The 11784-nt window shown below is 69.8% G+C and carries 11 protein-coding genes; 4 read left to right on the top strand and 7 right to left on the bottom strand.

What is annotated here, in order from left to right:
- Window positions 1-222 precede the first annotated feature (222 nt).
- The 3 genes from STRCI_RS01125 to STRCI_RS01135 form a co-directional block, all read right to left on the bottom strand.
- Complete coding sequence (locus tag STRCI_RS01125) at window positions 223-636, bottom strand: hypothetical protein (RefSeq protein WP_269656875.1); 414 nt, start codon at window positions 634-636, stop codon at window positions 223-225.
- Between the two features lie 8 nt (window positions 637-644).
- A complete protein-coding gene (locus STRCI_RS01130; RefSeq protein ID WP_269656876.1) occupies window positions 645-1229 on the bottom strand; it encodes a hypothetical protein in 585 nt (194 codons plus the stop codon).
- Between the two features lie 177 nt (window positions 1230-1406).
- Entirely contained in the window at window positions 1407-1991 is a 585-nt protein-coding gene (locus STRCI_RS01135) for a hypothetical protein (protein ID WP_269656877.1), read from the bottom strand.
- 79 nt (window positions 1992-2070) lie between these two features.
- Here STRCI_RS01135 and STRCI_RS01140 point away from each other — a divergent pair, with 79 nt between their 5' ends.
- Window positions 2071-2979 (top strand): phytoene/squalene synthase family protein, encoded by a 909-nt coding sequence (locus STRCI_RS01140; RefSeq protein WP_269656878.1) that lies wholly within the window; start codon window positions 2071-2073, stop codon window positions 2977-2979.
- A 7-nt stretch (window positions 2980-2986) separates the two neighbouring features.
- Here STRCI_RS01140 and STRCI_RS01145 read toward each other — a convergent pair whose 3' ends face one another.
- A complete protein-coding gene (locus STRCI_RS01145; protein WP_269656879.1) occupies window positions 2987-3961 on the bottom strand; it encodes a helix-turn-helix transcriptional regulator in 975 nt (324 codons plus the stop codon).
- Between the two features lie 132 nt (window positions 3962-4093).
- On the opposite strand from STRCI_RS01145, the gene STRCI_RS01150 reads away from it, so the two are divergent.
- Genes STRCI_RS01150 through STRCI_RS01160 form a run of 3 tightly spaced genes read left to right on the top strand, consistent with a single transcriptional unit; the run spans window position 4094 to window position 6289 of the window.
- On the top strand, window positions 4094-4489 hold the full coding sequence (locus STRCI_RS01150; RefSeq protein WP_269656880.1) for a RidA family protein: 396 nt from the start codon (window positions 4094-4096) through the stop codon (window positions 4487-4489).
- A gap of 37 nt (window positions 4490-4526) precedes the next feature.
- Entirely contained in the window at window positions 4527-5270 is a 744-nt protein-coding gene (locus tag STRCI_RS01155; protein ID WP_269656881.1) for a VOC family protein, read from the top strand.
- Between the two features lie 59 nt (window positions 5271-5329).
- On the top strand, window positions 5330-6289 hold the full coding sequence (locus STRCI_RS01160) for an AraC-like ligand-binding domain-containing protein (protein ID WP_269656882.1): 960 nt from the start codon (window positions 5330-5332) through the stop codon (window positions 6287-6289).
- 133 nt (window positions 6290-6422) lie between these two features.
- Here the strand turns inward: STRCI_RS01160 and STRCI_RS01165 are convergent, their stop codons facing one another.
- From STRCI_RS01165 to STRCI_RS01175, 3 genes are all read right to left on the bottom strand, one after another.
- The gene (locus tag STRCI_RS01165; RefSeq protein ID WP_269656883.1) at window positions 6423-10904 is read right to left on the bottom strand and encodes a trypsin-like peptidase domain-containing protein; all 4482 of its coding nucleotides are present in this window, start codon (window positions 10902-10904) and stop codon (window positions 6423-6425) included.
- Window positions 10901-11212 carry a CU044_2847 family protein gene (locus STRCI_RS01170; protein WP_269656884.1) on the bottom strand — a complete coding sequence of 104 codons (312 nt, stop codon included), beginning with the start codon at window positions 11210-11212 and terminating at the stop codon, window positions 10901-10903. Before STRCI_RS01170 ends, STRCI_RS01165 begins: the two co-directional genes overlap by 4 nt.
- A 108-nt stretch (window positions 11213-11320) precedes the next feature.
- Complete coding sequence (locus STRCI_RS01175) at window positions 11321-11758, bottom strand: VOC family protein (protein ID WP_269656885.1); 438 nt, start codon at window positions 11756-11758, stop codon at window positions 11321-11323.
- Window positions 11759-11784 lie beyond the last annotated feature (26 nt).

Consider the following 11784-nt stretch of genomic DNA (forward strand, 5'->3'; position numbering starts at 1 on the left):
TGGCTTCGTCGGCGCCACTGAACATGGACAAGTTCCAGCCGTGATCTATCGCAGTGGCTGGTTTGTGGTGCATGGTCTTCGTGCGGGCACCACCCCGATCCCCCCGTCCCCCGGGTGAGGTTCCCGTGCGGGGCCCTGCCATGAGCCGCGTGCGCGGCGGGCCCGCCGCACCTCCCGTCTCCCCACGGGAGGTCAAGCGGCTGCCCGCGATCAGGCGCGGCCTCAGCTGTTCCGTACGCGGCGGGCCGCATCCACGAGTCCGGCCGGCAGGGCGGGACCGGCACAGACGACGTCGCTCAGGACGCCACGGTACGAACCGTTCGGCAGATCCGGTGCCAGCTCGATGAGTTCACTCAGTTCGGCAGGCGAGCCGGTGAGCCGTGCTCGGTAGGCGGCCCCGGCCGCGCGAAGGGTGAGCTCGGTTGGTGCGTGCCCCAATCCCCGATCGATCCGCCGGACGGCCGCGACGAAGTCGCCCTGCTCGTCCAAGCCGTCAAGCAGCGGCAGGATGAGGCCCGCGTTCAGCAAGGACGTGGCCAGATCCTTGGACCTGTTGCCAGCGGTATGAGGAAGGGTGACCGAAGACGGAGCCTCGGCGGCCAGGCCGGGGTAGGTGCGGCGTAGCTGGTTGGCCATCCATGTTTTCAGTGACTGGCGGGGATCCCAGGAGGCCAGGGAAAACAGTACCGGTACAGGGTCGCCGTCACTTCGGCGTGAATGAGGTCCTGCAGCAGCCGGATCAACAGCACGCTCTTGCCCGCACCGGGCTCTCCCAGGATCACCAGGCGCCGCGTGGGAACCCGCCCTGAGAACACCTGCCCGATCTCCGCATCCTGGCCTGCCAGCCCGGCGGCATCCGGTGGCCATAAGGCCGGATCACCTGGAGGGCCGCCTGGCCAGGCGCGAGCAAGGTCCCCGAGCAGTGGCCAGGACTCCGTCAAGTCGTCGGCGGCCCGCCAGGCGACGGGCAGCGGGTAGGGGTCGTTGACCCGGCGCACCTCCGCCTCACTGTCCCACTGGTTCTTCACTGCTACCGCCAACTCGCCCATGACCTTGCCCAGATCGACCGGGCCGGCCTCCACCCGGTCGGCACGGAACGCCGCCCAGGCCAGGTAGGCCGACGCCAGCCCGACCAGCACATCCACAACTGTTTCGGGCGTGCCGAGATCGAAGCGGTGGGCCACAACGAGCGCCGCGGTCGCCCCGAGCACCGACAGCAGCAAATACACCCTGCCCACACGTCCCGGCCCCCGGCCGTGTCCCCCGCGTCTCAAAACAGGACATTACTTCCTGCTCGGGATGCTGAGCACCCTGTACGGCCCATTGAGGGACTGGCAACTTCATGTGCGTCGGCACTCCCAGCAATCTCTTGATCAGCGCTCACGCCAAGAACTGAGTAAGCACTACTAGGCAGCAGGCCCGGCCCGCCCGCCCCGATCCAGGTGCGTGGCCCACAACCCCAACGCCACCGTGGTCACCACGCCCCACAGCCCCCAGCCAAGTGATTGGCTGATCCGCTCCTGCGCCGACATGCTGCTGTCGAAGGCGTAGCCGAGCGACGCGCCGAGCCAGAGCGAGCCGTTGAAGTAGAAGGCGATCTTGACTCTTCGGGCCCCGACAGACCGTGACTCATAGAGCAGCAGTGCCCGCTTGGCCCGATCCCCGAACGATGTGTGCGCTGCCCGGCGGGTCTCTTCGAGCAGCGCCTCGACCTCGCGCAGCACCGTGTCCAAGGACCCAGCCACGGCCTCTCGGGTCCGGTCGATCTCTGCCCCTGGCCTGACCGCCTCGTAGGTGGTCAACCACTGCTCCAGAAAGGCCAGATACGCCGTCGCCTCTTCGATCCCGCGCTTGCGTCGGACGTGCGCGCTGCGCCGAGCCAGCCACTCCTGGACCACCAGCGCCGCCGCCCCGACGATGGCAGCCGCCCCCGCGGCCAGTGCCGCATTCGCCGCGCTCCCCCATGGCCCATTGGCCAGCCCGTACGCCATGAACGCATGATGGCAGCGCCCCCGAGGCCGCACCAGGTTCTCACCGTCCAGCAAAGCAGGGCCCGTTAGAGTCTCCTACATGCCCACATGGACCCGCACGCTGCGTCAGGCCGGTATCGCCGAGCCGGATCTGCAAGCCGCATACGGCCAACAGCGCAGGTGTGTCCGGAAGTTCAAGATCGAGGAGTACGCCACGGTCCGGCTGCTGCTGCCGGCACATCTGCACCCCGCGGTCATCGCCACGGTCGCCTTCATGCACGAGACGGACCAGCGCGTCGACACCGGCGCCACCCACACCCGCAGGGAAGCACTGGCCCAGTGGGCGACCGCCACCCAGGAGGCGCTCCACGGCACTCCCGCCACCGACACGACCCTCAAGGCGCTCGGGGACGCGGCGGTGCGAAATCCGCAGCTCAGGCAGCGGGTCGAGGCGTTCCTGGACGGTGCGCGACATGAGGTGGAGTACGCCGGGTTCGAGACCGAGGACGAACTGCAGTCCTATGTGGACGGGTACTCTCTGCCCGCTTTCATGCTTCTGGCCTGCCTGATCGAACCGGTCGACGACGAGTTCGAGCACCGATGCCGTGACCTCATCGAGGCGATGCAGCGCGTCGACTTCCTTGAGGACCTGGCGGAGGACGCGGCACAGGGCCACGTGGGCATCCCTGCCAAAGAGCTCGAACGACACGGTCTTTCTGTCGCGAGCCTCAACTCGCCCACGGACGAGGTCCGTTCGTCGCTCACGTCACTCGTCCACGAGCAGTCCGAACTGGCACGGCTGCGGCTGACCGCGAGCCGACCACTGGTGACCCTGGTGCCGCTACCGACGCGCCCGTTCATCACCGCCCTGCTCCAGGTGCAGGAACTCCGGCTGCGCGCGGTCCACCGCAAGGGCGGCGGCCTGGCCGACGGAGGCGTCCGACCGGCCGTGCCCGCCCTTCTGGGAGTCCTGGCACGTCAGTACCGGGCCGCACGGCGACAGCGCTGATCGACGTTCAGGGTGAGTCCGCGTAGCGGGCGGCGATCGCGGCGGCGCGCTCCCGCAGGAGGGTACGCAACGACTGCGGGGTCAGCGCTTCCGCGTCCGTGCTGAGCTGCCACAGCGCCCATTCGGCATGGCGTGCGTCCTGGAAGGTCACCTCCAGCCGAAGCCAGCCGTCCGCGTCGGGCTCTTCCGCCCGGACGGCCAGCGCGGTGTCCAGCAACTCCTCACGCCGGGCGGGGTTCATCCGTATCAGCACGGTGATGTGGTCGCCGCCGGACAGAAAGCGCGCGGAGCGTTCACGCCAGATCCGGTCCAGATCGACCCGGTCCGGTCGCTGTGCAGGTTCGGGCAGTTCCTCTGCGGCCAGCACCCGCGACAGCCGGTAGGTGCGGTCCTCGCCCGATCTCGTGGCCAGCAAATACGCCACGTCGCGGACGGTGACCAGGCCGATCGGGTCCACCGTGCGCCACTGCGGGGCCTGGCCCGTGGCCGCGTAGTGGATGCGCAGCTTGCGTCCGGCAAGGACCGCGCGCCGGACCTCGACCATCGTGGTGCCGGGCACCTCGTCCGTGACCGGCCGACGTGAGAGCAGGTCCGTCTCCGGCTCGACGAGCAGCCGCTGGGCCGCGTCGCTCGCGGAGACCCGGTGGCTGTCCGGCAGCGCGTCGACCACCTTGCGCATGGCCGACGCGAGCGCCGAGCCGAGACCGAACACCTGCTCTCCGCGCGCCGATCCGGCGGTCAGTACGGCCAGGGCCTCGTCGTGATTGAGCCCGGTGAGCTCGGTCCGGAAGCCGGGCAGCAATGCGAAGCCGCCGTGCCTTCCGCGTTCGGCATGGACCGGGACCCCTGCCGCGGACAGTGCCTCGATGTCGCGCAGCACCGTGCGGGTGGACACCTCCAGCTCGCGGGCCAGCGTCTCCGCGGTCAGCCGACCGCGCTGGCGCAGCAGCAACACAAGCGAGACCAGCCGGTCGGCGCGCATGCGAAAAGTCTAGCCACATACATGACGAAGGATGTCGTGATTTGTTGGCAGGCTCGTTCACGCGACGTCACCGGTGGCGACCGGCCGACGGACGCGCGAACTCCCCATGAATCGAAGGGACCTGATACGGCAATGGAACGAACAGCAGTCAACCCGGTCACATGGTCGGTGGAGTTGGGGTTCAACCAGGGTGAGCTCGTCTCCGGACACACCAGGACCCTGTACTGCTCCGGGCAGACCGCGATGAGCAGTGACGGCAAGCCCCAGCACGAAGGTGACATGGCCGCACAACTGGCGCTGAGCGTCACCAATTTGGAAGCCGTACTCGCCGAGGCCGACATGTCCCTGGCGAACCTCGTCCGGCTCAACGTCTACACCACCGACGTCGATCTGCTCTTCCAGCACTACGGCGTGCTCGCGGGGCGTCTCGGCGCCGCCCGGGTCGCCCCGAGCACCACCATGCTCGGGGTGGCACGGCTCGCGATCCCCGGTCAGCTGGTCGAGCTCGAAGGAACCGCCGTCGCCTAGACCGACCTCGCCGCCTCCGCTGCATAGGATTGCCGACATGGCACTGCGTCCTGTGATGGTGAACGTAAAGGCTCTTGATGCGCCGGCGATCGGCCGGTTCTGGGCGGAGGCGCTCGGCTGGACTGCCTACAGTCCCGGCGTGACCACCTACGTCGGACCCTCCGGCGGCCTCGTCTGGCCGCCGGACCCGGCCGCCCTCGGCATCGACGTCGTTCCCGTCGCGGCACCCAAGACGACAACGAAGAACCGTGTGCACATCGACCTGGCCACCACCTCCGCGGCCCATCAGGCGGAGTTGGTGGCACGGTTGAGGGCTCACGGGGCAACGCCCGCCCACATCGGGCAGGGCACTGTGCCGTGGACGGTCCTCGCCGACCCCGAGGGCAACGAGTTCTGCGTGCTGGAGCCTCGGGACGTCTACCGGGACACCGGGCCGATCGCCGCGGTGGTGGTCGACTGTGCGGATCCACGAGCCATGGCCCGGTTCTGGGGCGAGGCGCTGGACTGGAACGTGCATGAAGTGACCGATGATTCGGCGGTGTTGCGCTCCGCCAAGGGTGTCGGCCCGTATCTCGAATTCCTCCGCACGCCCGGCGCGAAGACCGTGCCGGACCGCGTCCATCTCGACCTGCTGCCGTACCCCGGCGACGACCACGCGGCGGAGGTGTCCCGGCTGCGGGCCCTCGGTGCCACCGATCTCGACCTCGGCCAGGGCGACGTCCCGTGGACCTGCCTCAACGACCCGGAGGGCCACGAGTTCTGCGTGCTCGCCCCGTCCTGACCGGACAAGGGAGCGCTGTTCAGCACTGTCGGATCCGAGGGGGCGGAATGTGGCAGAAGATGTCGAACAAGGATCTGCCCGCGCAGGAGCAACTGCCCTTCTGGGCCGAGCTGGTCTCGCGCGAACTGGCACCCCTCACCCTCACCAGCGCAAACCCGGGGCCCTTCACCGCGTCGGCCTCGGTGCTCGACCTCGACTCCGTGCGCGTGGCCGCGTTCAACAACCCGCCCGCACACCTGAGACGTACCTGGGCGGACATCCGGCGGTCCGACCCCGGCACGTACCAGCTGACGTTCGTCTCCGGCAGCCCGCTGTGGATCACTCAGCGGCGCCAGGACTCCGGGCTGGTCTTCGGTGACATGGTGCTCTTCGACCTCTCGCAGCCGTTCGAGGGCGAAGTGCCCGACAGGGGCATCAACACCGAGGTGGTCATCATGCAGGTGCCCCGCGAGGAGCTGCCGCTGCCACCGGACAAGGTCCACCGGCTCCTGGCCCAGCCGCTGTCGACCCGCACCGGCATGGGAGCCATCCTCGCCCGGTTCCTGACCACTCTGGACACCTACGGCCCTGACTGCGACCCGCGCGACCTGACCCGATTAGGGGCGATCGCGCTCGACCTGGCGGGTGCCTGCATGGCCCAGCATCTCGACGCCTACGACGACCTTCCGGCCGAGACCCGCCGACAGGCCATGCTGGCCCGCGTCAACGCCTTCATCGACCACAACCTCACGGATCCCGACCTTCGACCGGCGGACATCGCGGCCCATCACCACATCTCACTGCGCTCCCTGCACACGCTCTTCCAGGAGCAGGGGGAGACCGTCGCGGCCTCGATACGCCGACGCCGCCTCGAACGCTGCCTCACCGACCTCACCGACCCCCGGCTGCACCGACGGCCCATCAGCGCCATCGCCGCCCGGTGGGGGTTCTTGCGCCCGGCGGAGTTCAGCCGGGCCTTCCGCGCCGCGTACGCCATGACACCCCGGGAGTTCCGGCAGGCGGCACTGAACAACAAGTAACGCCGCACGCATCACCAACTCACGGCCGACGTCAGGCGCCACGATAGGAGGCAGCGAGGGGAGCACAGGGGGCCCGGCCACTGGAACGGAAGCACCGTCCGGGGCCCCTGTCCGCACCGCCCCGTGCGTTCGTTCACCCGGGCGCGGTCACGTCCACGGCGAGGAGCCCGCGGTCGAGGGAGATCACCAGGCAGTCCGCGGCGATCAGTCGTCTCGGTTCCGCTCCCACGGGGATCCGGGCCACCGTCGTCCCCATGTCGTTCCACAGCCGCACGGTGCGGTCGTGGGACGAAGAGGCGAGGAGCACGCCGTTCGAGGCGGGCACGGTGCAGAGGGCATTGACGGGTCCGGTGTGGCCTTCCAGCAGGCGGTGCTGTGCACCTGTGGCGGGGTCCCACAGCCTGACCGTCATGTCGTGCGAGGCCGAGGCGAGACGGACGTGCCCGTCGGACGTGCGCACCGCGCAGAGGGCGTTGACCTTCCGGGAGTGGCCGGACAGCGGATGCCGCGGTCTGCCGGTGGCGGGATCCCACAGCCGCACGGAACCGTCGTCGGCCCCGGATCCGAGCAGCGTGCTGCCGTCGGGTGCCTCGACCGGGCACAGCACACCGACAGGACCGCTGTGGCCCTTCAGCAGGTGGTGCTGTACGCCGGTGTCGGCGTTCCACAGCCGGACGGTGTGGTCGTCGGACGCCGAGGCGAGGAGCACGCCGTCCGAGGTCGGGATCGTGCAGACGGCGGTGACCGTTCCGGTGTGGCCTTCCAGCAGGCGGAGCTCCTGTCCCGTGACGGGGTCCCACAGCCTGACCGTCATGTCGTGGGACGCGGACGCGAGGAGCACCTGATCCCCGGAGACGGGCACCACGCATACGGCGGTCACGGGCCCTGTGTGGCCCTTCAGCCGGCTTCCGCGCGCGCCGGTGGCGGGGTTCCACAGCCGCAGGGTGCCGTCGTCGGAGGCGGATCCCAACTGGGTCTGGCCGTCCGGGGTGTTGATCGTGCAGAGTGCGTTGACCGGGCCGCTGTGGCCTTTCAGCATGCGTTCATGGGTGCCGCTCGCCAGGTCCCAGAGCCGCAGGGTGCCGTCGGCAGATCCGGAGCCCAGCAGGGTCCGGCCGTCCGGTGTCTCCATGGTGCACAGTGCGTCCACGCACCCGATGAAACGCTCGAAGGCGGGCTGTTGGGTGCTGGGGGCGGGGTTCCACAGCCGGACGGTGTGGTCGCGGGACGCGGAGGCGACCAGCCTCCGGCCGTCGGAGGTCTCGACCGCGCACACGGCGCTGACGGCTGCGGTGTGGCCTTCGAGCAAGTGGTGCTGGGTGCCGGTGGTGGGGTCCCACAGCCGTACGGTGCCGTCGTCGGACCCGGAGCCCAGCAGCGTGTGTCCGTCGGCCGTCTCGATCACGCACAGCGCGCCGACCGCGTCCGTGTGGCCCTGGAGCACGTCCTCGGGAGAGGACGTCGGAATCCTCCATCGACGCTCCCGGCGTTTCCCGGCGGCGTAGGGGTCCTCGTCGGCCGGTCGGGCCACGGGCTGTCCCCTGGCCCAGCCCAGGAAACGTCTGGGGACGTGGTTCGGGCTGCTGGGCAGCGGTTTCCAGAGCTGGACGCTGTGGTCGTCGGAGGCGGAGACAAGCAGCAGGCGGCGGTTGAGGGTCTCCACCGTGCCCAGCACGGCCACCGATCCCGTGTGTCCTGTGTACCACCGTTCCAAGGTGCCGGTGGTGGGGTCCCACAGCCATATCCCGCCGTGGGAGGACGCCGTGGCCAGCAGGTCCGCCCCGTTCTCCTGCGGGACCGTGCAGAGCGCCGTCACGCCCTTGTGCGAGAAGGGACCTGGCGCGAGCCGGCGTTCGCAGGCGCCGGTCACCGGATCCCACAACCGTGTCGTCCCGTCGTCCGACGCGGAGGCGACAAGTATCCGGCCGTCGGCGGTCGCCACGGCGCACAGCGCGGTCACCGGTCCGGCATGGCCGATCAGGGGCGGACATGGTGTGCCGGTGGTCGGGTCCCAGAGATGAACGATGCGGCCGGCCGCGACTCCCAGGAGGGTGCGGCCGTCGACGGTCGGGACCGCACACAGGGTGCTGACGCTTTCTGACAAGCCTTGCAGCAGGTGGTGCTGTGCGCCCGTGGTGGGATCCCACAGGCGGATCGAGCGGTCGTGGGACGCGGAAGCGACCAGCACGCGGCCGTCGGCGGTCGCCACGGCGCACAGCCGGCTCACGCCCGCGGAGTGGCCTTCCAGCAGGCGGTGCTGTGAGCCGGTGGTGGGGTCCCACAGCCGTACGGTGCGGTCGTCGGACGCGGAAGCGAGGAAGAGGCGGCCCTCGGACGTCCTCACCCGGCACAGCGCGGTCACCTGCCCGGTGTGACCGTCCAGCAGGGCTTCCTCGTCACTGCGCTGGGCGACGGCCCATCTGGCCCGGTAGGGAGCGTGGTGATCGAGGTCGCGGTAGGCCGAGCCGAGGCCGTGCAGGGCTTCACTGACGCTGTAGAGGGCGGCGCGTTCGGCGGCAGGGGCGTTGACGGCCCTCGGGGTCTTGCGCAGCAGTTGAGCCCGTTGCCGGGTGGCCGGTTCGGAGGCGTCCGTGGCCGAGGGAATGAGGCGGCTGAGGTCCGCGTACAGGGCATAGACCTCGTCCCGCAGGAGATCGTCGATGACACGACCGCGTTGCGCATGGGCCGGCAAGGAGCGCAGGAGGTAGGCGGGGGCGTGACTCCAGCCGCGTTCCTGGCCGATGCGCAACAGCTCACGGGCCATCGCCGCTTCGTCCTCGTCGACGTTGCGGTGGCGCACCAGGGCCTCGTTGAGGGCCTGGTGGAAGAGGCGGAAGACAGGTGTGGGGTCGGCGCTGGTCTCCACCAGGAAGTTGGCCGCGGAGGACTGCGCGAAGGCCGCGAGCCGTTCCGCGCTGGGAGCGGCGTGGCCGAGGGCCGCGATGGTGGCCTGCCACAGGTCGATGGGGGTGCCCGGTGCCTCGGCGTAGGCCAGGGCGGTCATCAGTGCCGCGGCGGGCACCCCGTCGAGCAGCGGGAGCATGGACAGATAGCCCTTCAGCGCGTCGTCGACCTGGGGTGTGTACGTCAGCGCCGAGACGCTCACCGGCCGTTCGTCGTGCATTCCGCGGGCCCGGGCGACCAGGCCGGCGACGAGGAAGTTGGCGTCGGAGAGCTCCGCGATCCGTTCTGCGACGGGCTCGGCGACCCTCGTGTCGTTGTAGGGGTTGTCCGGACGCTCGTCGCCGTGCAGTTGCAGCGTCGCCAGGGCGTAGGCGGCGAGGTCCGCCTGGGCGAAGTACTCCGAGGTGTCGAGGTCGACCACGCGCGGGTTGCCGAACGCCTCCAGCAGGGACCCGTCGCCGTCCTTGCCCCGGGTACCCACGACGACGCGGACGCCGAGGTGGTCGAGCTCCTCCACGAGCGGGCGTGCGATCTCGTGGATGATCTGGCGGGCCTGCCCGGAGGTGGCCGCCTCGTCGAGGGCATCGATGATCACCGTGAAGCCGGTGCGGTGGGTCCGTTCCAGCGCGATACGCAGATGCAGGGGGAGGTCCCGTACTTCCGCGGGCAGTCTCGCGGAGGCCGCGCGGGCGATCTCGGTGGCCGCCTCCAGTGCCGTCTTGCCTTTGGCGTGTACGGCGCACGCCACCGAACCCTCCACGGCGCGCACCGCGTTGTCGCTGCGCGGGAGGGACGCGGCGACGCCGGGATCGGCGGTGGTGACGATCCTGCCGAGCACGGCGGACTTGCCGACTCCGGGCGAGCCGGTGACGACGAGCACCTGGCGCTGTGGCTGCACCGCCACCAGCCAGTCGCGGATCACGGTCAGCGCCGCGGTGCGGCCGCGGAAGCGAAATCCACGGTCACTGCCCTTGTGCACTCCTCGGGCCCGGGGCCGCCAGTGCAGTCCGGCCTCGGGATCCTTGTCCAGGGTCCAGCCCCAGGCGGCCAGCGCGCCCTCGTCGGCCGCTTCGGCCGTCCAGCCGGTCAGCAGGTGCAGCTTCTCGTCGGGCAGGTACTCGGCGACGGCCCGGATCGTGAGGGCGCGGGCGTCTCCGTTCGCGCCCTGGGCCTGGCCGACGATGCCGACCACCGCCTGGTAGTCGGGCGACCAGAGGGCGGCCCCGCTGTAGCCCGACTTCACAGGGTAGCGGGAGCCGGTGTCCAGGCGGATCCAGCCGTAGGAGAGCTCCTCCCCCACCACGCCGTCGGAGGAGTTGCCCAGCATGCCGTCCGGGAACCCGAAGGCCCACCAGCGGCGGTGTATCAGGCTCTCGTTCTCCGGTTGCCGTAATCGTGCGGCGTAGCCCTCGGGCTCGGGGCGCTCGAGGATCAGGACCGCTACGTCCTCCCACTCGTGCTTGTACGCTGGGGGCGCGACGACGCTCTGCACGCGGACCCGCCGGTAGCGCGTGCCTTGCGCCTTGGGGAAGGCAACCCAGAGTTCAGGCTTCTGACACCCCCCGTCGAAGACGACATGTGCGCAGGTCAGTACCCGTCGGCCGTCGATGAGAAGTCCGGATCCGAGCGGGCGGCGGTCGTTCTCCAGGGCGTGGATCGACGCGACCCAGGTGGCGGAGCCGGGTCTTGGGCTGTCGTCGGCCGTGCTCATGGGGTGTTCTGGGACTGCCCGGGCCAGGTGAGGGTGATCTCGAAGTTCGCCTCGGTCGCCGCCTTGGCGACGAGCCAGTTCGCCGTGCCGGTCACCTTCACTCCGAACTTGACCTGTACTTCGCCGGGTTGCAGTGCCTTCACCTGCTCCAGTACCGCCCGGGCGCCCTCGACGGCGGGGGCCACCGCTGCCCTGATCCGGCCGAGGCTCTCCTCGGAGCTGACCTGGTGCCACTCGTCGGTCGGCTCGATCTCGAATCGGATCCGCGTACCGTCGTCGACTTCGTACGAGACGATCTGTGATGCCACCCTGCTCGCCTTCCTCGCGCCGTCGCCGCCCACCCTCAGCACTGGCAGCTCAACGCAGCGTATCGACAGGACTGCTCGCCCGGGTGACCAACAACGAGATGACCGCGATCAGTCGAGACAGAACTCGTTGCCCTCGATGTCCTGCATCAGCAGACACGACTCGTTGACCCCGTCGGCACGCAGCAGTCGCAGGCGTACCGCGCCGAAAGCGATCAGTCGTGCGCATTCGGCCTCCAGCGCGGCCACCCGCTCCTCACCGACGAGCCCGGTGCCGACCCGCACATCGAGATGCACCCGATTCTTGACGACCTTGCCCTCGGGAACGCGCTGGAAGTACAGGCGCGGTCCCACACCGGTGGGATCGGCGCAGGCCGCGGAGGCCGGACCCACGTGCTCAGCGGGCGCCGCGCGATCGAAGTCGTCCCAGCTCGCGAACCCCTCCGGTGGCGGCGGCAGCACGTACCCCAACGCCTCGGCCCAGAATCGAGCGACACGCTCCGGTTCCGCGCAGTCGAAGGTGATCTGGACCTGCTTGATCGACGTCATCGGCCCATCATAGAGACGCGCGATCT

The sequence above is a fragment of the Streptomyces cinnabarinus genome, from assembly GCF_027270315.1.
GTDB lineage: Bacteria > Actinomycetota > Actinomycetes > Streptomycetales > Streptomycetaceae > Streptomyces > Streptomyces cinnabarinus.